Below are 21,847 nucleotides of genomic sequence, written 5' to 3'. Positions count from 1 at the left end.
TACCCTTTTTACTCCTATTTCTCACTATAATAGGCAAAAGCCTGTTGTATAAGAGCATCTTCCACTTCTATATCCCATTTAGGTTGTCCTATTGCCTCAAGCAATACAAAATAAACATGACCATAGGCATTCTTTTTATCATATTTTAGTAGTTCACTTATAGATTCTATTTCTTGAGCAGAGAAATCCTCTTGAGGAAAATAATCCAACAATGTAGCCTTTATCTCCTCTACTTTTTCCCAAGGGAAGTGTAAGAGCTTATGAGAGAGGAAAGCCGCCAAAATCATTCCAATGGCTACGGCTTCGCCATGCAACAAGTGCCTTTGTCTATGCGCTAAACAATAAGATTCTATGGCATGACCAAGTGTATGACCAAAATTTAGTATTTTGCGAAGTCCTTTTTCCTTAGGATCTTGTCTGACTACCTCATGCTTAATCACTACTGACTCATAGATAATCTCTTCCAAATCATCTGTGGTCAGGTCAGAGAGCTTTTTCATTTTCTCCCAATAGGCAGAGGATTGTATTAGTCCATGCTTGAACATCTCGGCCAAGCCGCTACGAAATTCCTCTTTTGGGAGTGTTCCCAAGTAATTCACATCTATCAGTAGGAGTTGAGGGTTATTAATCACCCCTATTTGATTTTTGAGGACGCCTAAATCTACTCCTGTTTTTCCACCAATAGAAGCATCTACCATAGCCAAGAGAGAGGTAGGAATATTGATAAAGTCAATTCCACGTTTGAAAGTAGAGGCTACAAAGCCTCCCATATCAGTAACTACCCCTCCCCCTACATTGATAAGCAAGCTCTTTCTATCGGCCTCTAAGTCCGAGAGCGTCTGCCAAAGAGAAAGACAAGTATCCAAATTCTTATGCTCTTCTCCTGCTTCTACTTCTATGATTTCTACCTCAAAAGGAAATTTCTGCAAGAATGTATATACACAACACTCATGGGTGTGGGTATCGGAGAGGACAAATATCTTAGAATATTTCTTTTCTTTTATATAGTCTGCTAAGTATTTATAGCCATCTTCCGAGAAATAAATAGTATAATCGCCTGTATCTATTTTTTTTAAGCTCATATTTCGTTATTTTAAAATTTTCTGAAAAGCTTCACGATTCCCATCGCGCACCTGAATGATCCCACAATAGAGGTATCCTTGCTTTGCTAGGATATGTTTCATAATATAGTTATCAAAGTTAGTATCCACCCTTATAGAGTGAATACCTTGAGTTATTGCCATTTCTTCCGCCTGTTGTATGATATAAGCCCCAAAACCTTTGCCCTTTCCTTTCTCACTTACTGCTATTCTATGCCCTACTATATAGGGTGCATCATTAAGCCAAGCCCCTTCTATTTTTTGATAAGTAGGTTCTCCATCACTACTAATGGCTACATAAGCCATAATCTCACCTGCCTCTTCTACTACATGGGCATAGTGAAGAGCTATATCTTGCACAATAGTTTCCCTAAAGGGATAACCATCTTGCCACTGCTGGCTTCCTCTCTGCCCCATAGTTTGCTTAGCATAGAGAATAATCTGCCATATAGCCTCTAAATCTTCTATCTGTGCTTGCCTGAATAACATATAAGTTTTGAATTTTGAGTTTTTTATCCCAAAAAAGGGACTTCTACTGACCGCTGATAACAGACCTCTGACTACTGCTCTACTTCCCTATTGCTAAGGTAGTTACGCCACTTTTCTATACACTGCTGCATATCTTGAGGAATCTCGCTATCAAAGCGAAGCATTTGCCCTGTGGAAGGTTTCTCCACCCCTAAGGTCTTGGCATGAAGGGCTTGGCGTGGTAGGATCTTAAAACAATTCTCTACAAATTGTTTATACTTAGCTGAAGTTGTCCCTTTGAGTATCTTATCTCCTCCATAGCGCTCGTCATTGAAAAGTGGGTGTCCTATATAAGTAAAGTGTGCACGAATCTGATGTGTGCGCCCTGTCTCTAACCGACAGGAGACCAGAGTTACATAGCCAAAACGCTCCAACACTTTATAATGAGTAATAGCTTCTTTTCCTTCGCTTCCATCAGGGAAAACAGTCATTTGTAGGCGGTTCTTGGGGTGCCTACCTATATGTCCTGTGATAGTACCCTCGTCCTCTGTAAGATTGCCCCATACAAGGGCTACATACTCCCGTTCACTAGTTTTATTGAAAAACTGTTTAGCTAAGTGATTCATAGCCTCCTCTGTCTTTGCCACTACCAATAAGCCACTGGTATCTTTGTCTATTCGGTGCACTAAGCCAGGTCGGTCGGAACTGTTCATAGGCAAGTGTTGAAAATGGTATATCAGTCCATTGATGAGAGTTCCCTGATAATTTCCATGCCCTGGATGTACTACCAAACCCGCAGGCTTATTGATAATGATTAGTTCCTCGTCCTCATAGACAATATCCAAAGGAATAGGCTCAGGTACTAACAGATATTCATGAGGAGGATGGGCAAACATGACCTTGACCTCATCATTGGCCTTCACCCTATGATTGGCCTTCACCGCCACCCCATTGACAAATATATTGCCGTCCTTAGCCGCCTGTTGTACCTTATTGCGGGAAGCATTCTCTACAAAGTTCATCAGGAACTTATCCACCCGTAACGGTTCTTGTCCTTTTCCTGCCTTAAAACTATAGTGTTCGTACAGCTCATCGTCTGTAATCAAATCATCGTCTGCCATTTGTTTTCTAAATTGTTAATTTTGAGTTGTTTCTTAAAATAAGACAAGTAATTGATTTTCAATTGATTATTTACACTTCCTCAATAAAAAGAAAGAGAGTGAAAAAATAATAATATTGAGCGGGATAAATGTAAAAAAATTTATAGCCCCTACTATTATGAATAGAACAATATTCTTAGCTAAGAGACTTATTATATATTCATTTTCAACTAAATCAATATAACCGTCTGAATAAATAATCTCAAAATAAGAATATATAGTGGCTATTATTACCAAAGTAAGCAGGTGCCAACAACTATAAAAAAGTAAATAAAAATATTTTCTCTTTTTTCTATACTCAAATAAAAATAGAAATATGGGAAATAGAATTGATGATACTATCACATAGAGGAAATAAGGATCTCTTTTATTAAAATAATACTCAATATCAGAAGTAATTGTCTCATAGATTAGATAAATTACTAAATTAGATATAGCAAATATACTTCCTAAACATATATTCTTCACCCATTTAGGGTATTTCTTTCCCTGAAGCATAAAAATCATTATCAATTATTCATCACTAAGCATCATTTTTCGCCACCTTTTTCTTGTATTTATATAGTTTTCCAATTCCCTTTTAGCATTTTTCTCTAATGCATGAGCTTCATATTCCTGCATTACTTCCTTTTGGTATCTTGTTTTGAGCTTTACCGAAGGTTCTTTGTAGGTGAATCTGTGTTTTTCATCAGAAATCATAATTGTATCACACTTAAATATACCTTCTCTTGTATTGTCTGCTAAAAGAAATTGGAAGAATGCATCTTTGCGCTTACCTCTTAGGTTTCCTTCAAAGAAAGTCATAAAGAATATACGCCCTTTTCCTTTTTTCCGCTCTCCGAAAAAGAGACTTATCTGCGTATTTCTTTCTTTGGTAGGAATACTTTGCAGTATTTTGTGATATATGGACTCCAATTGGGCTACTTTTGGACTGTCTCCTATCACAGGATTCTTGGCTATAGCTTCAAAATCCTTAGTACAGAAGGCATATACGAAATCGGTAAGTGTATTTTCCCTATATGCCCATTGTTTTTCACCTTCTACATAGAGCTTATAAGTCTGTTGAGCAAAACCAATGTAGGTAGATGCCAAGAAAAAAAATAAGTGCAATGTTTTCTTCATAATGATATATGTAAAAAACACCAATTGCATTGTAAAGAAATGTAATTGGTGTAGAATAAAAAAGTAAATCTTTTTTAGCTTAAAGCATTAATTTTTGCTATGATAGCATTTACTTCTCCTTCAAAGTTCTTAAGAAGCTGTTTGTAGAAAGCTCCTTTATCTTCAGTAGGATGATTGATTTGTTCAAGGTATTTGTCATAAGTGACATAGATTTCCTCTACAATAGCTCTTGATTGCTCATTTTTTTTATCGGTAATCAATTCCCAGATAATAAGAGTATCTACTAATTCCCCTAAAACAGAAGCAACATTCTTTTTTAAACGTCTTACGCTTGCCATAAAATTTATTTTTACAAAATTACTTATACTTATTTCTCAAAAAGGACATCTTTCATGGAGAATACCCCCTTTTTATCTACAATCCATTCTGCTGCCAGTACTGCTCCTAAGGCAAACCCATCTCGGCTATGGGCAGTATGCTTAATCTCAAGTGTATCTACCACACTTTTGTAGGTAACAATATGGGTGCCAGGTACACTTTCTATTCGCTTGGCAGTAATAGGGATTTTATCTTCAGTAGTCTCACCCAACTCCCAACCTACCTTATCTGTTTGTTCAATTATCTCCTGAGCCAAAGTAATAGCTGTTCCACTAGGAGCATCAAGCTTTTGGGTATGATGTATCTCCTCAATAGAGACAGCATATTCAGGATATTTTTGCATGAATTGGGCTAGAGTTTTGTTTAGCTCAAAGAAAATATTCACCCCTATACTAAAATTAGAAGCATACAAAAAAGCAGCCTCATGTGCCTTACATAAAGCCACAGCCTCTGGATAGTGTTCCAACCAACCTGTGGTACCTGCCACAGTAGGCAATCCTAAGGAAAGTGCCTTGCTAATATTAGCAAAAGCACTCTGTGGAGTACTGAACTCAATAGCTACTTGTGCTTTGGAAAGGTCATAATCCCCTGGTGCATCTACTTTTAAAACTATCTCATGACCTCGTTCAAGGGCGATGCGTTCAATGGTCTTTCCCATTTTTCCATAACCTAATAGTGCTATTTTCATCTTTGAGCGTTCCTTTTAATACCCCGCAAAAGTAAGAAAAAAAATACTATGCAACAAATTTTCTTATCAACAATTGTCAGAATTTTCGCTTGATATGTCGCCAACGGTAAGCACGTATCCACTTACCCTCTTCAGGACTTACCAAGAACGATTGTTTCTGCTTCTTGGCTATGAAATATCCTTTCATGTAATCCCAAAACAAACGAAAACTTCGTTTTTTGTAAGCTAATTTGGCACTTGCCAGAAGAGAAAGTAATCCTCCATAACGCAGGCGGTAGAACATACCTCCTTGCATATATTGCGCCTGTGGATTATAACCACTTGCTGTAGGACGCAGGTGTTTTACCTCCAAATCCTCAATAACAAGCAATTCCCAACCATGATATTGCGCTAATAACTCATCTACTGTATCCCAGCCCATAGCCTCTTTAAGTCCTCCAATAGCCTCAAAACACTCCTTACGGTAACTCTTAAGTGCTCCACGCAAGTGGTTCTTATTTGTGAGGTTTTCCTTGATCCATTTCCCATCCTTCTCTATACTACAAACGCCACCACACATGCCCAATTGTGGATTTTGGAGGTAGTAAGTTTGTAAGGTGGCCAAATAGTTTGGGGGAAAGATAAGGTCAGCATCATACTTGCAGATAACATCCACCTCACCCAAGAGAGGCAAACCTGCATTGAAAGCCTGTACTATCTTTCCTCCAGGGAGGCGTTGGACAGAGGAGCTTCGGTAAAGCGTTCTAATTTGAGGAAAGCGCCTGCAATAATTGGACAATACCTCAGCTGTATTATCGGTAGAATTATCATCTATCACTACAATAGTATGAGCAGGAACTGTTTGTGAGAGGAGACTATCCAAAGTCTGTGATAGAATGTCTCCCTCATTATGAGCAGGGATAATAATCCCAAATTGTATAGATTGTTCTTTCAAAACTATGGTAATAGGGTGAAGTTAGGATAAGCAAGTAGTTCTTTTTTCTGGTTTTCAAACTGTTCTTTGCTTATGGCACGAGTGCAATGTTCATGTAGAAACACCTTATAACCTAAGTTAAGTGCATCGATCATAGAGAAGTACACACAATAATCGGCTGCCAATCCTACAAAATGAAGTTCATCCAAGTGTAGCCCTTTCAAATAACCATCAAGTCCCGTTTCTTTGAGCTTTTGATTATCAAAAAAAGCACTATAACTATCTATATCAGGGTTTGTTCCCTTACGAAAGATAGCATCAATAGCCCCAGTATGCAGTTCTGGAAAGAAATTCGCCCCTTCACTGCCTTGTATGCAATGAGGAGGCCAAAGAGTCTGCTGGTAATCATCCTTGGTAATAGACTCAAAAGCTTTCTTGCCATCATGAAGTGTAAAAAAGCTAAAATGATTCACAGGGTGCCAGTCTTGGGTAGCTATCACATGACCAAACTGAGGAATAAGTTGATTCACAGGATCTATAATTGCTCTTCCATCAGGAACAGGAAGCTCTCCTGTAATAAAATCATTTTGAATATCGATAAGTATAAGTACTCTATTCATAACATTATGAATTTTATTTAATTTCAAATACCACTGAAAATTCCATTTGTAGTTGTATAGGTGAGAAATCGGGAGTATAGCTCCTCTCCGTCACATCCAATTCTGCTGCTTTCATATACATAGCACTTCCCTTGAGATAGGTATGATTGTACTCCTGAATACTAAGTACTTTTCCTATTCCCTGCCCTACTACTTTCATAAGGCTTTCAGCCTCATACTTGGCTTTTTTTAAGGCTTTTTCTCTAAGTAGTTGTAAGACTCTATCTGATTGAGAATATTCCTTACGATTCACCCGTACATTGGATATACCATTTTTCTCCAAAAGAGCTATTACATTAAGAGCAGTAGCCGCATCAGGGACTAATAGTTCATAATTTTCAGCCTTATTGATATTGGTTTTGAAGATTTTTTTGTCGTAAGTACTAGACATTCCATATACAAAAAGTTGCTTTTGTATATCTATCTTTGCTACCTGCAAAGACTGAATCATTTTGTTATAGAGTTCTTCTGTAGATTTTTTCTCTCTAGAATCTTTTTCAGAAAGTGCAATCTGCAAATAGATTTTGTCTGGAACCACCAAAGTATCTGCATTTACTTGGGTTCTATAATAGGGCTTTTCCAAGAAATTTTGTTCTTGCCCATACGCTAAAGAAGTAATAAGTGCTAATAAAATGACTATTCTTTTCATAAATAAATATTCTAAGATTATAGAGAGATAATGAACCTCACATAATAAAAGTATTATATGAAATTCATTATCTCACGCTTTTCTAAGAAAGGATAAGTATCAGAGTAACATTTTTTTCTGTACAGATATCCCCCTGAAATCCTTCCGGAAATAGTCTTTTATTCTCTATTGTCATAAAGATTCTAACGTGTTTCTTTATATTTTTTCAAGAATCTTTCAATAGGATTTTCGCAAGCATCTACCCCTTCTTCAAAGGATTTAAATTGCTTTTTGACCACGAAGCTATCTCCTGGTACATTTACTTTTATTTCCACTATTTTATTTTCTTTGGCAGTGGTATTATCTAACTTTAAATAGACATCGGCATCAATAACCTTATCATAGAAAAGGTCTAATTTGTCCATTTTTTTCTGAATGAAGTCAACCAATTTTTGATCTACTGTAAAACCGACATTGTGTAAATTTACTTTCATAATCTGAAAAATTTAAAATTAGTACTATTTGTTTGTCATCCTCGGATGCGCATTTTTGTATTGATTTTTTAGCTCAGCTATACTACTATGAGTATATACTTGTGTAGCTGCCAGTCCTGCATGCCCCAAGAGTTCCTTAACTGCATTAAGGTCTGCCCCATTATCCAAAAGATGTGTTGCAAAGGAGTGTCTCAGTACGTGTGGGCTTTTCTTTTGCTTTGTTGTGGCACTGCTAAAGTACGAATTTATTATGTTATATACAAGTTTTGGATACATTTTTTTACCACTATCGGTCAAAAACAAATATAATTCACTGGTATCCATAGATTTACGCACATCCAAATACTTTTGAATACTTTCCAAAACCGAAGGTATTAGGGGAATCACACGCTCCTTATCGCGCTTTCCCAGCACCTTTATTGTCTTTTGAGAGAAATCTATATCACTTATTTTCAAGTCTATAAGCTCTGCCCTACGCATTCCTGTTGCATAGAAAAGTTCTATAATTGTCCTATTGCGCACTTGCGGGTAATCCTCTCCCTCTTGAGCTTCAGAAAGTACAATCTCTATCTCCTTTTGAGAGAAAGGAATAGAAATTTTTTTCTGTGTTTTAAGTGGAATATGCTGCAAAAAGGGACTGCTATTTATCACCAAAGAGCGCACCAAAAAACCATAATAAGCCTTAAGAGAAGCTATTTTTCGATTGATAGACCTATTGGTAATACCGCTTTCTACTAAGTGAATAATCCACGATCGAATTAAGGGATAATTCACTTGAGAGAGTTCTACGGTTGTATCTTTTTCTCGAAGGTAGGCTGTAAACTCCTCCATATCCGTAAGGTAGGCTATTACTGTATGGGGAGAATACTTCTTCTCCAAAGATAGGTAGTTCTTGAATGTCTCCATTTTCATTATTAGAATAAAAAACCACCATTGCGAATGGTACTGCCCAAAATTAGCAAGGTTACTGCAATCAGAGTAACACATAGGATGTGTACCGCCATTTCGGGGAGCTTCTGGATTTGCCCCTTAGCTAGCTTTGGAAGCACTCTTGTTTGAGCACTGATGGCAAAGCAAATAGTAGTGAGTAACCCAATAATTTTCAGTGATACCACCGTCTCCACTCCTGTAGCAAATGAAAACCAAGAAGATAGTGGTGCATTCAGGTCATAGGCCATCAGAATCCCTGTAATGACCAAAAGGAGCAATGAGGGCATTCCTATAGGCTCATAAGTCTTCTCAAAACGAGAAATAAAGTCAAAATTCTTATGCTTAAGCGCCTTTGGCAAAAAGCCCAAGAGCAAGACTAAATGCCCTCCTACCCAAACAGTTGCACTGATTAGGTGAATGATGAGTAGTATATGATGTTTGTCCATATAACAGCTTATTACTATTTGTTCTTAATAGAAGAGCAAATGTACGAAATAATTTAAGACAAATGAAACTTTTACTCAAAAAAAATTCTTCCTTGATTATTAGTCAATTATTTATATCTTTTTCGTATATTTGTCCCTTGATAAGAAATATTCCATTATAATGAACAAACATCTTCTTTTGTTGTTATTGTTTGCTTGCTCTTGGGTAAGTAAAGCCAATATGGCAAAACCATATACAGATGGGACTTCTCATACTTGTCTTATTCTTACCAATGATTGCAGCGTAACCCATGAGAAGATTCTTGCTGAAATCGTCAAAGATGATAAGAACTCCTTTAATGATTATATCATCCGCTTTAGAGCAAAATATCATATCTCCTCCCCTAAAGAACAGTCTATACCGCTGCTCTTTATGGCTTCCAACTATCTGAATGACCAGCAAGTTTTTGTAAATGGACAAGCTATCTCCTCAAACTCTATTGACCAAGAACAGGACTATCCTTTTCTGAGAAAAGAAGAAATCATTGACACCCTACAATATTCTGATGGTACTCCTACCCGATACAATACTTATACTAAGTACTATATTTCCTATGATGGAAAAGAAGAAGAAAAGGTAATCCCCTCAGATCTTATCTACTTTACAGCACCTCTTAAGACAGGAGAGAATGTGATAGAGGTTAGCTATAGTGCTTTCCCTACTACTTTCCATTATGGGTTTCTTCCCCCTTACCGGTTTGAATACAACTTATATCCTTCCAAATTTTGGAAAACTTTCCCTGAGATAGAGATTGAAATCCACTTTCCTAAGGAATTAGAATTTGAGCAATCCTCTATGGAAAAAGAGGAATATACAGTAAGTGACCAACTTTTTAAGGGAAAGATCAAGGATATTACCTATGGTAACTACTATTGGCAATTTTCTCCTAAACCTTCTTGGTTTGGTCGTATCGTCCTTACAATAAACCCTTTAGGCTTTGGAGCTATTCTCTTTTTAGTTGCCGCTGGGCTGCACTTTTATACTATCAGAAAAAAAAGCAAATGGGGCTTATGGTTAGGTGTATTCTTCGCCCCTCTGCTTTTCTATGTAGGATTTTTTGCTGCAATCCCTTTTATTGACTGGGTTTTAGGCCGTCCAAGCGATCAAGGATATGTTTTTCTTATAGCTTTCACTTATCCCATTTTTCTTATATTCTATGGGATGGTCACTTTTATTTACTACAAGTATGAAAAAAATAAAATTTAAAGATATATGTCATTAATCAAATCTATTTCAGGTATTCGTGGTACCATAGGCGGGAAGGTTGATGAGAACCTCACTCCTATTGATGCTGTTAAATTTGCAGCTGCTTACGGGTCTTGGCTCAAGGGACAATCTGGCAAAGAATACGTCAAAGTAGTCATCGGGCGAGATGCACGTATCTCTGGTGAGATGATTCAGAATTTAGTGCAATACACTCTTATTGGCTTGGGAATTGATGTAGTTAATATAGGACTTAGTACCACTCCTACCGTGGAAGTAGCTGTTCCTTTGGAAAAGGCCGACGGAGGCATTATCCTTACTGCCAGCCATAACCCTAAGGAATGGAACGCTCTAAAACTTCTCAATAACAAAGGAGAATTTGTCTCTGACCAAGATGGTAAGGCTATTCTTAGAATCGCACAAGAGAATGATTTTTCCTTTGCCACAGTAGATCACTTAGGCAAACTCTCCCATGATGACAGGTATATAGACCTTCATATAGAACAGGTACTCGCCTTACCACTGGTTACTCCTAAGGCTATACAAGAAAAAAAATTCCGTGTGGTAGTGGATGCTGTTAATTCTACAGGAGGCATTGCTATTCCAAGACTCTTGGAACGATTGGGCGTAGAGGTTATCAAACTCTATTGTGAGCCTAACGGACACTTCCCACACAACCCTGAACCGCTAAAGGAACACTTGGGGGATATTTGCAAAAAAGTCGTAGATGAAAAAGCCGATTTTGGTATTGTGGTAGATCCTGATGTGGATAGACTTGCCTTTATCACTGATCAAGGAGAAATGTTTGGCGAGGAATATACCTTGGTAGCTTGTGCCGATTATGTATTAGGAAAGACTAAAGGAAATGTAGTTTCCAATCTTTCCTCCTCTCGCACCCTACGCGATATTGCTCAAAAGCATGGAGTAACTTACTCAGCTGCCGCTGTAGGAGAGGTGAATGTGGTTACTGAGATGAAACGTGTTGGAGCTATCATAGGTGGAGAAGGTAATGGAGGTATTATCTACCCTGAATTGCACTATGGTCGTGATGCTTTGGTAGGCGTTGCCTTATTCCTATCCCTTTTGGCAGAGAGAGGCGGCAGTGTACAGCAACTCAGAGAGAGTTATCCTGCTTACTTTATGAGTAAGAACAAGATACAACTGACAGAGCAAATCAATCCTGACCAAATCCTCAAGGCTATGGAACAGAAATATGCTGATGAACAGACCACCACTATTGATGGGCTTAAAATAGATTTTTCAGAAAGTTGGGTACACCTAAGAAAATCCAATACAGAACCCATTATCCGTATCTATACTGAGGCGAAAAGCCAAAAAGAAGCCGATGAGCTAGCACAGCGCTTTATCCAAGAGATGCAAGCACTTATCTAACCCAATCCTCTGCTTATGAATATATATATTACCTTGGCTATCCTTGTGATAGCCTCTGCTTTCTTTATGGTGGGGAAGATTCGTTCAGACCTAGTAGCACTGTCCTCCCTTCTTCTATTGGTTCTCTTTGGCATTCTATCACCAGAGGAAGCCCTATCGGGTTTCTCTAACTCAGTGGTAGTGATGATGATAGGTCTTTTTGTTGTGGGAGGAGCTATATTCCAAACAGGTTTGGCTAAAATGATTAGTAACAAACTACTGAAACTCGCAGGTAAGAGTGAGCTGAAACTCTTTGTGTTGGTTGTCTTGGCTACCTCCTTCATAGGTGCTTTTGTAAGTAATACAGGGACTGTTGCTCTGATGCTTCCTATCGTGGTGAGTATGGCCATGAGCGCTAACATCAACTCCTCTCGGCTGCTCATGCCTCTGGCCTTTTCTAGTAGCTTAGGAGGAATGATGACCCTTATCGGAACGCCCCCCAACCTTATCATCAACGGAGAACTGATAAAGAATGGCTTCCCCTCTCTTACCTTTTTCTCCTTCACTCCTGTGGGACTGGTAGCTCTTGCTGTGGGACTACTGTACCTTATTCCTGTAAGCAAACGTTTCCTAAACAAGACAGATCCCCATCAAGAAAACAAAAAAGATGGTAAATCCCTTTCAGACCTCATGGACGAATATCAGCTTTCTAAGGATATTCACTTAGTCATGATAGGAAAGAATGCCCCTTTTGTAGGAAAAACTTTACTCGAAAGCCATATATCTGAAAAATATGAGGTAAATGTAACCGAAATACTCCGCAAACCAAGCCTTAACAGTTCTATTTTTCAAAATCCCAATCGTGAATTGGCTCAAGCTAGTACCATTCTCAATGAGGGAGATATCCTCTTTGTACAGGGGGATATTCGTAAGATAGAAGCTATGGCTTGGGAAAAATCACTACGACTCATAGAAGACAAATTCACCTCTCAAGAGGAGCTAATGAACTCTCAAAAACATGGTATTGCTGAGGTACTAATCACCTCTACCTCTCGTTTGGTGAATCTACCTATCAAGAAATCAAAGTTCAGAGAGCAGTTCTCTCTCAATATCTTGGGAATGCAGCGCAATGAGACCTATATCCTTAAAAACTTAAAAGATCAGCGAATCCATTCGGGGGATATTCTCTTGGTACAAGGCTCTTGGAAGGACATAGCAAGGCTCAATGACCAACATAGACACTTGATCGTACTAGGGCAACCACTCAAAGAGGCTTCCAAGGTAACTCTTACCCATAAAGCACCTATAGCAGCCATTATCATGCTACTTATGGTGGTAAGTATGATGTTTGACTTTATTCCTATACAGCCCGTAACAGCCGTTTTGGTGGCTTCCTTACTTATGGTGTTCTCTGGGGCTCTCCCGAATGTAGAGGCTGCCTACAAGACTATTAACTGGGAGACTGTAGTACTTATTGCAGCCATGCTCCCTATGGCCTTAGCTTTGGAAAAGACGGGAGCTTCTGCATGGGTTTCCGAGATGCTTGTGGGTAAGTTAGGTGGTTATAGCCCTTATATTCTTTTGGCAAGTATCTACTTTACTACCTCACTACTTACAATGTTTATCAGTAATACAGCCACCGCTATTCTTATTGCTCCTATTGCAATGAGTGCTGCCATAGGTATGGGTATCAATCCACTACCTCTACTTATTGCTGTATCAGTAGGTGCTAGTATGTGCTTTGCCTCCCCCTTCTCTACTCCGCCGAATGCCTTGGTAATGTCGGCAGGACGCTATACCTTTATGGATTATGTGAAAGTAGGGCTTCCCTTACAAATACTCATGGGAATTGTAATGATCTTGGTGCTACCTATCCTCTTTCCCTTTTAGATAAAAGTTAGAGGCTATCCCGTTGGGATAGCCTCTAACCATTTCTAAATCAAATATCACTATTTAATATCTTCAAAATCATCAATAGTGAATGATGATGAATTCTCTTTATCCTTATTAGAAGAGAATGTTTTCTTGAAATCCTTCTGATGTTTTTCAGAAATTACTTCCTCTCCTTTTTCTTCAAATACATAAGAGGTCATTTCATCCAAGATTTCCCTAAACGCGTTAAAGTCTTCTTTATAAAGATAGATCTTATGTTTTTGATAATGGGAAGAACCATCATCGTGAGTGAACTTTTTACTCTCTGTTATAGTCAAATAATAGTCACCAGCTTTGGTACCACGTATATCAAAGAAATAAGTTCGCCTACCTGCTCTTAGAGCTTTTGAGAAAATTTCATTGTTTTCTCCTTCATTTTCATACATATGTTCTATATTTTTAAGTAAATAATTTTTGTAATATGTTTATTTTATTGTATCATATTCTATGATAAAAATATCTTCGTTCTCTCTCTTAAAATAATAGTGTTCTCGTCCAAATTTTTCTCTCCCCTCAGGCGTATTAATCTCCTTGATAGCTTCCCTATCCTTGGCTATTTCCTTTTGAAGAAATTCTTTTTGCCGCTTAAGGGATTCTATTTCTTTATTTAGTTTCCTTTGGGAAAGCAAAGAATTGGAGTCAAAGAACAACATCCATATTCCAAAAGCAGCAATGCCAATGAAGTAAGCATATTTCTTGAAAAAAACCTGAAAATCTATCATTTTATTGGATTCTGTTATGGACAATGGTTTTGACAATGTCAATAGCTACCTTATTATGTCGGTTATTAGGAATAATGATATCGGCATATTCTTTGGTAGGCTCTATAAACTGCTGGTGCATTGGTTTAAGAGTGGTTTGGTATCGGTTGAGTACTTCCTGTATATCCCTTCCTCGCTCGGTGGTATCTCTTTTGATACGCCTTATGAGACGCTCATCAGAATCAGCATGTACAAATATCTTAATATCAAACAAGTCTCTTAGGTCAGGATGAGAAAATATCAAAATTCCCTCTACTATAATCACCTTACAAGGTGCTATGGGTATCACCTGTGGTGTTCTATTGTGTTCTACAAAGGAATAAGTGGGTTGCATAATCATTTTCCCTTGCTTAAGTTGGGAGAGATGCTCCTTGAGCAAATCAAAATCTAAGGATTTGGGATGATCAAAATTCACCTTAGTTCTCTCCTCAAAAGTCAAGTGAGACAAATCGTTATAGTAAGCATCTTGTGAGATTACACTCACCTCTCCTTTGGGTATTTCTTGAACAATTTGATTGACCACTGTTGTCTTACCACAACCTGTTCCTCCCGTTATTCCTATGAGTAACATTCATTGTAAATTTTTGCAAAAGTAATTATTTTTCTTGACTTGAAAAAATTGTTTTTCTTAAAATATAACCCTTGCTAAGGTTAAAAATCATCTTTAAAAAAATCCTCATACTCCTGCCAAAAACCCTCTACTTGTTGCATGTTTTTGCTAAGAAATTCCATAGCCTGTTGCCAAGTATCCTTATTATATATACAAACTCCTTGTTTTTCAACCCAGATACGAGCTATTTTCTTACCATTTTCCAAATAATAACTTTGTTCAAAATAGTTTTCAGGTAAAAACTCTGTTAATATAGATTTTATGGATAAGAATTTATTGAAATATTCTTCTCTTTCCTCTTCATCTCCTTCTATATCGATACATACCATCGCTTTCTTAGCATCAAAATAGAACCTGAATTGGATAGACTTAACCTTCGTTTTATACAAAATCCACTTATGAGGGAAAGATTTCCCAAAGGATATCCAAAATTCTTGTCTGAGCTTAGCTGCTTCCTCTTTGCTATACATCTATTGGTGGTGATAAGGTTCGTTATTGAGAATAGTAAAAGCCCTATAAAGTTGTTCTACAAAAAATAGGCGTATTATCTGATGCGAAAAAGTCATCTTAGAAAGTGAACAAGTACTATTTGCTCTCTGATAAACTTGCTTTGAAAAGCCATAAGGTCCTCCTATGACAAAAACACATTGCTTAACTCCTGTATTCATTATCTTCTGTAACTGGGCAGAAAACTCCAAAGAAGTGTATTCTTTTCCTCGTTCATCTAAAAGAACTAAGAAGTCATTTTCAGCTATTTGCTTAAGCAACAAAACTCCCTCCTTATTCTTTTGCTCCTCTTGTGAGATGTTCTTGGTGTTTTTCAGGTCTGGGATTGTTTCTATTTCAAATTTTATATAAAATCGTATTCTTTTCTTATAGTCTTCAATTATTTTCTCCAAAATGGATACATCTGTTTTTCCTACTACAAGTAATTTTATAGTCATTTTACGTTATTTTTTTCTCATCATCATCTAATATTCGCTTGATTGCATAAAGAGTATGAGTAATTTCTTGTGCATCTTCGTCAAAAATCCCCTTAGGAACAATTCTATCAACACGTACCTTACCATAAGCATGAATGATATAGCTCGGTTGGATAAGAAGTCCCACATGAATAATACGCCCCTTGTTATCATTGAAAAAGAGTAGGTCTCCTACTTCTGCATCTTCTAAAGTAGCCACATCATTCTCTATCATCTCATGTTGTGAAGCCATATCACGTGGAAGCTTTATTCCCATTAGCTTATAGACCATCTGTACAAATCCCGAACTATCAATCCCAAAAGGAGATTTCCCTCCCCATAAATAAGGAGTATTTAGATATCTCAAGGCTATCTCCACAATATTCTTACGTAATACCTTTCTCTGTACTTCTCCAGAGAACAAATGACCTATAAAGGGGGCATTGCTTACAGTAGCTCCTATACAGATGGGCAAAAGATCATATTCTTTATCACTAATCTGTACATAATCGACCATATCTGAAGCATAGCGAGGAAGTATCTTCTTAGTCTCCTCATAAGTTGCTTCACTTATAGGAGATAATTGTTTGGCATCTATCCAACCTTCATAATTATCAAAATCTGTACGTACATAACACCAAGCTTCTTCTTCTTTTATAACAAAACACAATTCCCCATATAATAGCTGAGAAATTTGTTCACTTTTATGAGAGGCTTCATCTCGCAGAGGTACTATACTCAAATGACATATAGCATACATAATTTATTTCCTTATAAAGAGTACAATATTACGATATTTTTTCCTACTAAACAAATTTATAGCATAGTAAAAGAAAAGAGGCATGTAGGATTATGCCTCTTTCTCAATAAAATTATATATTACGTTACAAACTATGCCAACATGGTAACAGGATTTTCTATGTAAGCCTTCAAGGTTTGCAAGAATTGTGCCCCTGTAGCCCCATCTATAGTGCGATGGTCGCAAGCAAGGCAAAGCTTCATAGTGTGTCCTACTACTATTTGTCCATCTTTCACTACAGGTTTCTCTACGATAGCCCCTACTGAAAGAATAGCAGAGTTAGGTTGGTTAATAATAGAAGTAAATTGCTCTACTCCAAACATACCCAAGTTGGAAACAGTAAAGGTACTTCCGTCCATTTCAGCAGGAGTTAACTTTTTGTTACGTGCTTTTCCTGCCAAATCTTTTACCAATACTCCTATTTGAGATAAGCTCAAATTATCAGCAAACTTAAGTACAGGTACTACCAATCCGTCCTCAATAGCTACTGCTACACCTATATGTACATGCTTGTTATATACAGTAACATCTCCTTTCCAAGAAGTATTCACTTGTGGGTGTTTTCTAAGAGCCATAGCACAAGCCTTCACTACCATATCATTGAAAGATACCTTAGTATCAGGCAAGTTATTGATTTGGTTGCGTGATGCCATTGCATTTTCCATATCTACCTCTATAGTAAGGTAATAGTGAGGTGCAGTAAACTTAGATTCAGAAAGACGCTTAGCAATTGTCTTACGCATCTGAGAATTCTTCACTTCTTCAGTAACCTCTACTCCTACAGGTACATACGCTACAGGAGCAGCAGCTTTTTCAGCAGAAGCAGAAGCAGCAGGGGCAGCTTTTGCTGATGGGGTGAATCCTTCCACATCTTTGCGTACGATACGACCATTTTCACCACTTCCTTTTACTTCAGAGAGGTTGATACCCTTATCCTGAGCAATCTTCTTAGCCAAAGGAGAAGCAAATACACGTCCGTCAGTAGCTGTTGCTGCAGGTGTAGCAGCAGGAGCTGCAGCTTTAGGAGCCTCAGCTTTACCCTGAGCAGCTGCTGGAGCAGCACCACCACCTTGAGTAGCTGCTAGTACAGCGTTTGCATCAGTACCAGCAGGACCTATAATGGCAAGTAATGAATCAATAGGAGCTGTTTGACCTTCTTTGATACCTATATATAATAGTATACCTGCATAGAATGATTCGAACTCCATAGTTGCTTTATCCGTTTCTATTTCGGCCAAAATATCTCCTTCTTTTACAGTATCTCCTACCTTCTTAAGCCAAGAAGCTATAGTACCTTCTGTCATGGTATCACTTAGTCGAGGCATGGTAACAATCTGTACTCCTTCAGGCATAGCTCCAGGAGCGCTTGCTGGAGCAGCAGCGGGAGCCTCAGCAGCAGGTGCTGGAGCAGCGGCAGGCGCAGGTGTTGCACCTCCTCCTATAAGAGCTGAAATATCTTCGCCTTTCTCACCAATGATAGCCAAGAGGGTATCTACAGGAGCTGTTTCACCTTCTTTTAGACCAATGTATAATAAGGTTCCTGAGTAGAAAGATTCAAACTCCATAGTTGCCTTATCGGTCTCTATTTCAGCGAGAATATCACCTTCTTTTACAGTATCACCTACTTGTTTGAGCCATTTTGCTACGACTCCTTCTTCCATTGTGTCGCTTAATCGCGGCATATTTACTATTTCTGCCATTTTCTTTTATAATTTATGAGGTAAAAAAGGATAATTTTCTTGTTCGTATACTACATCATACATTACATTCTTTTCAGGGAATGGAGATTCATTAGCGAACTTTTCACACTCTGCTACCAAATCCTTCACACGTTCGTCAATTGCCTCTATTTCTGCATCAGTGGCATATTTCTTTTGTTTGATTACGTCAAGAACTTGAGTAATAGGGTCTATCTTCTTATATTCTTCCACTTCCTCTTTAGTACGGTAGTGTTGCGCATCGGACATAGAGTGTCCACGGTAACGATAAGTACGAATATCCAAGAAAGTAGGACCTTCTCCACGGCGTGCACGTTCTACTGCTTCATATACCTTTTCAGCTACTGATACAGGGTTCATACCATCTACAGGCTCACAAGGCATTTCATAACCTAAACCTAATTTCCAAATATCAGGATGGTTAGCAGTTCTCTCCACAGAAGTACCCATAGCATAGTGATTATTCTCACAGATAAATATCACTGGGAGTTTCCAGTTCATAGCCATATTGAAAGTCTCATGAAGGGTTCCCTGACGTGTAGCCCCATCACCCATAAAAGTAAGGACAACTCCCCCTGTCTCATTGTACTTCTCAGCAAAAGCTAAGCCAGCACCTAGGGCGATTTGTCCTCCTACAATTCCATGACCTCCGAAGAAGTTATGTTCTTTAGAGAAAATGTGCATAGAACCTCCTAAACCTTGAGAAGTCCCAGTTCCTTTTCCAAAAAGCTCTGCCATAATTCTACGTGGATCTACCCCTAAAGCGATAGGATGCACGTGATTACGATAAGCAGTAATCATTTTGTCTTTCTTTGGGTCAATCACGTGCATACAACCTGCCACGATTGCCTCTTGTCCATTGTACAAATGTAAAAATCCTCTTACTTTTTGTTGGATATAAGCAGAAGCCAATTTGTCCTCAAACTTTCTCCAGAAGAGCATTTCCTCGTACCATTGTAAATACGTCTTTTTATCTATCTTTTTCATTATCAAGAATGAATTTAGTATATTTATTTATGCTTTTCTAAAGTGCAAATTTACGAATTTTAAATCACTTTGCAAAGATATAAAAACTTTTTTTATTATAGAATTTTTTTTTTATTTTTCTTCTCTGCTAAGTAATAAAACAGCAAAATATACTTCTAAGAAAAGAGCTACAAAAAAAGCAAACATAAAAGAAAGCACTTCCCATTCCCCTACCTTTGGCTGAGATAGAATTGGAGGAAGCAGAAAAGCCAAACAAGCTAGCATCTGCAAGAAAGTAAGTGCTACAAAGCGATAACCTACATAAGTATTCCCACCGATGGGTATAAGCAATAAGCCACATACTACTATAGCACACACTGCATGGAAAATATAGGACAACTCCAAAGAAAACAACAACAACCTATCGTAATATATCTCAACTATATAGATATGCAATAGGAGGAAAGCTCCCATGTACAAGAGTATCCTAAGGATATATTTGGGATAAAATAAAGAGGGTTTAGAACCCTCTTTGTTTTTGAATGCTTTCATATGCCTCTTGTATACGTTTGAACTTCTCTTCAGCACCCTTACGAATAGCTACATCATTAGTGTCAATACGATCTGGGTGATATTTCTTCACCATATCACGATAAGCCTTCTTAATTTCGGCTTCTGAAGCCTCTTTGCTTACCCCAAGAATGGTATAATCATCATCTTTTTCTTGACGGAACATTGCTTTTACACTCTCAAAATCAGATTGATCTATATTAAGATTCTTATTGATTCGTTCTAGTAGGGCAAGCTCTGCTTCCTTGATACGGCCATCAAGGCTTGCAATATCAAATAAGAAGTGCATAATGGAAAGACGTGCCTCATAGTTGGTTCGAGCACGCATATACAAACAGATACGAGTGATTGGCACCTCATTTTGTTTTATCTGATTGAAAGCACGGAATATATCGTTTGATTTGTCTTTTCCATAGAGAGAGACAAACTTATAACGTACATAGTCCAATTCTTTTTGGGTAGGTCCTGTACCATCAGCCTTGATTACTAAAGCACAAAGTGAAAGCAAATTAAGCTCAAAGTCAGTAGGATTGTAACCTCCTTCTATAGCTGCTCCTTGTCTTAGATTTACCTGATTACTTGCCCTTCCCTTGAATAGGGTTAAGCGAAGTAATAATCCTAAACATAAAACAGCAATAGCTATCCATATATTTCTAGTAATCAATCCAATAACTACAGCTACAATATACTCTAAGTATTTTTCTATAATTCTTGACATATTATTTCTTTTTTGAGGGCAAAGATAAAAATTATATTTTTTATAAACAAATGATATTTTAATTTTTTTTAATTTTTATTCAATCTTTTCTTTTTTAAAAAACTTGTGAAATGATTTGAATAATATTCTCTGATTTTCCCATAGAATAGTAATGCAAAGAAGGAACACCTGCCTTCTTCAACTCTATACTCTGAGCAATTGCCCATTCTATACCAACCTGTTTAACAGCCTCATTATTCTTACATTTTTCTATTTCCTTAACCAATTCCTCTGGGAAATCTAAGAAAAAGGCTTGCGGGAGAATATTGAGATGTTTCTTGACACTAATAGGCTTGATACCTGGGATAATTGGCACATTAATTCCCATTTCACGTGCTTTATCTACAAACTCAAAATACTTTTTGTTATCAAAGAACATTTGTGTCACCACATAATCAGCACCATTATCTACTTTTTCTTTAAGTTTTTCCAAATCAAAAGTCTTTGAAGGAGCTTCTATATGCTTTTCAGGATAACCTGCCACCCCTATACAGAAATCCATACCAATATTGGTTTCCAAAGTATCATGTAAGTAAATACCTTTGCGCAGGTTATTGATCTGTTTTACAAGGTCGAGTGCATATACATTTCCATTCTTGGTAGGTCGAAAATACCTTTCCTCCTTCATAGCATCACCTCTTAGCGCCATGATATTGTCTATGCCCAAATAGAAACAATCCACTAATAAATCCTCTGTCTCTTCTTTGGTAAATCCTCCACAAAGTACATGAGGTACTGTATCTATATTATATTTGTGTTGTATAGCCGAGCAGATACCCACCGTACCTGGACGCATACGAATAAGTTTCTTCTCCAATAACCCATTTGGGTGCTCCTTGTAGAGGTACTCTTCGCGTGAGGTAGTCACATCTATAAAAGGAGGCTTAAACTCCAATAGAGGCTCTATGTTCTTGTATAGCTCCTCTATATTATTTCCCTTCTTAGGAGGAACTATCTCAAAAGAAAATAATGTTTTCCCTTTAGCTTTTTCTATATGTTCTGTTACTTTCATCTTCTTATTCTATATTTTTTTCATTAATAATATTCAATCACTCGTTCTGTTATCTCTATGGGAGTTCTATTTTTATATTGTGTTCTCTCCACCCAGTTACCTTTTTCATCAAAGGTATATATGAATGTATATTTTTCATCTAGAATACCCTTACGGTATA

26 protein-coding genes are annotated in these 21,847 nt (G+C 37.5%); 3 read left to right on the top strand and 23 right to left on the bottom strand.

The window, feature by feature from the left end:
- Positions 1-14 precede the first annotated feature (14 nt).
- The 12 genes from aroB to Q0625_RS10070 form a co-directional block, all read right to left on the bottom strand.
- Positions 15-1,082 carry a 3-dehydroquinate synthase gene (gene aroB / locus Q0625_RS10125; RefSeq protein ID WP_298826645.1) on the bottom strand — a complete coding sequence of 356 codons (1,068 nt, stop codon included), beginning with the start codon at positions 1,080-1,082 and terminating at the stop codon, positions 15-17.
- A gap of 6 nt (positions 1,083-1,088) precedes the next feature.
- Positions 1,089-1,589, bottom strand: a complete 501-nt coding sequence (locus Q0625_RS10120; RefSeq protein ID WP_298826642.1) for a GNAT family N-acetyltransferase — start codon at positions 1,587-1,589, stop codon at positions 1,089-1,091.
- A 71-nt stretch (positions 1,590-1,660) separates the two neighbouring features.
- Complete coding sequence (locus Q0625_RS10115; RefSeq protein ID WP_298826639.1) at positions 1,661-2,689, bottom strand: RluA family pseudouridine synthase; 1,029 nt, start codon at positions 2,687-2,689, stop codon at positions 1,661-1,663.
- A 552-nt stretch (positions 2,690-3,241) separates the two neighbouring features.
- The gene (locus Q0625_RS10110; RefSeq protein WP_298826636.1) at positions 3,242-3,850 is read right to left on the bottom strand and encodes a hypothetical protein; all 609 of its coding nucleotides are present in this window, start codon (positions 3,848-3,850) and stop codon (positions 3,242-3,244) included.
- A 74-nt stretch (positions 3,851-3,924) separates the two neighbouring features.
- Positions 3,925-4,188: a hypothetical protein gene (locus tag Q0625_RS10105; RefSeq protein WP_298826634.1), complete on the bottom strand. Its 264-nt coding sequence runs from the start codon at positions 4,186-4,188 to the stop codon at positions 3,925-3,927.
- Positions 4,189-4,217: 29 nt separating this feature from the next.
- The gene (dapB, locus tag Q0625_RS10100; protein WP_298826632.1) at positions 4,218-4,916 is read right to left on the bottom strand and encodes a 4-hydroxy-tetrahydrodipicolinate reductase; all 699 of its coding nucleotides are present in this window, start codon (positions 4,914-4,916) and stop codon (positions 4,218-4,220) included.
- A 76-nt stretch (positions 4,917-4,992) separates the two neighbouring features.
- On the bottom strand, positions 4,993-5,835 hold the full coding sequence (locus tag Q0625_RS10095; RefSeq protein ID WP_298826680.1) for a glycosyltransferase family 2 protein: 843 nt from the start codon (positions 5,833-5,835) through the stop codon (positions 4,993-4,995).
- Between the two features lie 17 nt (positions 5,836-5,852).
- On the bottom strand, positions 5,853-6,449 hold the full coding sequence (pncA, locus tag Q0625_RS10090; protein WP_298826630.1) for a bifunctional nicotinamidase/pyrazinamidase: 597 nt from the start codon (positions 6,447-6,449) through the stop codon (positions 5,853-5,855).
- A 13-nt stretch (positions 6,450-6,462) separates the two neighbouring features.
- Positions 6,463-7,137: an SIMPL domain-containing protein gene (locus tag Q0625_RS10085; protein WP_298826627.1), complete on the bottom strand. Its 675-nt coding sequence runs from the start codon at positions 7,135-7,137 to the stop codon at positions 6,463-6,465.
- 182 nt (positions 7,138-7,319) lie between these two features.
- The gene (locus Q0625_RS10080; protein ID WP_298826624.1) at positions 7,320-7,610 is read right to left on the bottom strand and encodes an HPF/RaiA family ribosome-associated protein; all 291 of its coding nucleotides are present in this window, start codon (positions 7,608-7,610) and stop codon (positions 7,320-7,322) included.
- A 24-nt stretch (positions 7,611-7,634) separates the two neighbouring features.
- Positions 7,635-8,516, bottom strand: a complete 882-nt coding sequence (locus tag Q0625_RS10075) for a tyrosine-type recombinase/integrase (protein WP_298826622.1) — start codon at positions 8,514-8,516, stop codon at positions 7,635-7,637.
- An 8-nt stretch (positions 8,517-8,524) separates the two neighbouring features.
- Positions 8,525-8,986, bottom strand: coding sequence for a hypothetical protein (locus tag Q0625_RS10070; protein ID WP_016419458.1), 462 nt, complete (start codon positions 8,984-8,986; stop codon positions 8,525-8,527).
- 160 nt (positions 8,987-9,146) lie between these two features.
- On the opposite strand from Q0625_RS10070, the gene Q0625_RS10065 reads away from it, so the two are divergent.
- From Q0625_RS10065 to Q0625_RS10055, 3 genes are read left to right on the top strand one after another with little or no spacing between them, the layout of a single operon-like run.
- Complete coding sequence (locus Q0625_RS10065) at positions 9,147-10,232, top strand: hypothetical protein (protein ID WP_298826616.1); 1,086 nt, start codon at positions 9,147-9,149, stop codon at positions 10,230-10,232.
- Between the two features lie 6 nt (positions 10,233-10,238).
- Positions 10,239-11,621 carry a phosphoglucosamine mutase gene (gene glmM / locus Q0625_RS10060; protein WP_298826612.1) on the top strand — a complete coding sequence of 461 codons (1,383 nt, stop codon included), beginning with the start codon at positions 10,239-10,241 and terminating at the stop codon, positions 11,619-11,621.
- Between the two features lie 21 nt (positions 11,622-11,642).
- A complete protein-coding gene (locus Q0625_RS10055; RefSeq protein WP_298826677.1) occupies positions 11,643-13,490 on the top strand; it encodes an SLC13 family permease in 1,848 nt (615 codons plus the stop codon).
- Positions 13,491-13,549: 59 nt separating this feature from the next.
- On the opposite strand, the gene Q0625_RS10050 is transcribed toward Q0625_RS10055, so the two are convergent.
- The 11 genes from Q0625_RS10050 to metF form a co-directional block, all read right to left on the bottom strand.
- Entirely contained in the window at positions 13,550-13,918 is a 369-nt protein-coding gene (locus Q0625_RS10050; protein ID WP_298826608.1) for a PUR family DNA/RNA-binding protein, read from the bottom strand.
- 39 nt (positions 13,919-13,957) lie between these two features.
- Positions 13,958-14,254: a septum formation initiator family protein gene (locus Q0625_RS10045; RefSeq protein WP_298826605.1), complete on the bottom strand. Its 297-nt coding sequence runs from the start codon at positions 14,252-14,254 to the stop codon at positions 13,958-13,960.
- A gap of 1 nt (position 14,255) precedes the next feature.
- Positions 14,256-14,864 (bottom strand): uridine kinase, encoded by a 609-nt coding sequence (gene udk / locus Q0625_RS10040; protein ID WP_298826603.1) that lies wholly within the window; start codon positions 14,862-14,864, stop codon positions 14,256-14,258.
- An 80-nt stretch (positions 14,865-14,944) separates the two neighbouring features.
- Entirely contained in the window at positions 14,945-15,373 is a 429-nt protein-coding gene (locus Q0625_RS10035) for a DUF4268 domain-containing protein (protein ID WP_298826600.1), read from the bottom strand.
- On the bottom strand, positions 15,374-15,847 hold the full coding sequence (gene rlmH / locus Q0625_RS10030) for a 23S rRNA (pseudouridine(1915)-N(3))-methyltransferase RlmH (RefSeq protein ID WP_298826598.1): 474 nt from the start codon (positions 15,845-15,847) through the stop codon (positions 15,374-15,376).
- Position 15,848: 1 nt separating this feature from the next.
- Positions 15,849-16,625, bottom strand: a complete 777-nt coding sequence (locus Q0625_RS10025; RefSeq protein WP_298826596.1) for a C40 family peptidase — start codon at positions 16,623-16,625, stop codon at positions 15,849-15,851.
- A gap of 131 nt (positions 16,626-16,756) precedes the next feature.
- On the bottom strand, positions 16,757-18,364 hold the full coding sequence (locus tag Q0625_RS10020; RefSeq protein WP_298826594.1) for a 2-oxo acid dehydrogenase subunit E2: 1,608 nt from the start codon (positions 18,362-18,364) through the stop codon (positions 16,757-16,759).
- A gap of 6 nt (positions 18,365-18,370) precedes the next feature.
- Complete coding sequence (gene pdhA / locus Q0625_RS10015) at positions 18,371-19,369, bottom strand: pyruvate dehydrogenase (acetyl-transferring) E1 component subunit alpha (RefSeq protein WP_298826591.1); 999 nt, start codon at positions 19,367-19,369, stop codon at positions 18,371-18,373.
- A 111-nt stretch (positions 19,370-19,480) separates the two neighbouring features.
- Positions 19,481-19,900, bottom strand: a complete 420-nt coding sequence (locus Q0625_RS10010) for a hypothetical protein (protein WP_298826588.1) — start codon at positions 19,898-19,900, stop codon at positions 19,481-19,483.
- Entirely contained in the window at positions 19,869-20,636 is a 768-nt protein-coding gene (locus Q0625_RS10005; protein WP_298826585.1) for a TerB family tellurite resistance protein, read from the bottom strand. The genes Q0625_RS10010 and Q0625_RS10005 overlap by 32 nt, the downstream gene beginning before the upstream one ends.
- Before the next feature lie 94 nt (positions 20,637-20,730).
- Positions 20,731-21,687 (bottom strand): methylenetetrahydrofolate reductase [NAD(P)H], encoded by a 957-nt coding sequence (gene metF, locus Q0625_RS10000; protein ID WP_298826583.1) that lies wholly within the window; start codon positions 21,685-21,687, stop codon positions 20,731-20,733.
- Between the last annotated feature and the right edge of the window lie 160 nt (positions 21,688-21,847).

Origin of the sequence: uncultured Capnocytophaga sp. (assembly GCF_938029845.1) — a bacterium.
Classification (GTDB): domain Bacteria; phylum Bacteroidota; class Bacteroidia; order Flavobacteriales; family Flavobacteriaceae; genus Capnocytophaga.
This window is presented reverse-complemented; position numbering and strand designations above follow the sequence as displayed.